Source organism: Isoptericola haloaureus (assembly GCF_036689775.1).
Taxonomy (GTDB): Bacteria; Actinomycetota; Actinomycetes; order Actinomycetales; family Cellulomonadaceae; genus Isoptericola; species Isoptericola haloaureus.
In genome coordinates this window covers 1-342 of record NZ_JBAGLP010000014.1, presented here as the reverse complement: position 1 = coordinate 342, position 342 = coordinate 1, and the positions used below count along the sequence as shown (strand labels likewise).

The following is a 342-nucleotide window of genomic DNA, read 5'->3' as shown; positions in this document are numbered from 1 at the left end:
CGTTCGCGATGCTCGCCGGCGTCGCCCCGATCCCCGCCACCAGCGGACGAGTCACCAACCGACACCGACTCAACCGCTACGGCGACCGACAGCTCAACCGCGCGTTGCACACCATCGCACTCTCGCGGCTGCGCTCCGACGACCGCATCCGCCACTACGCCCAGCGCCGGACCTCCGAAGGCAAGACCCCCCGGGCGATCCGCCGCCGCCGCAGCCTGCGCCGTCACCGGGTGTGCCGTCGTCTGGTGGCGCGTGGCGCGGAACGTCGGAGCCGGCTCGACCAGCGGGGGCGAGCAGGTTCGCCGTGCGACGGGAGCGCTCGAGGAGGGCCCCGGGTCGCCC

At 74.6% G+C, this 342-nt stretch carries 1 pseudogene; it reads left to right on the top strand.

What is annotated here, in order from left to right:
- Window positions 1-206: pseudogene (locus V5O49_RS00045) on the top strand (transposase); the annotation flags it as partial.
- Window positions 207-342: the final 136 nt, after the last annotated feature.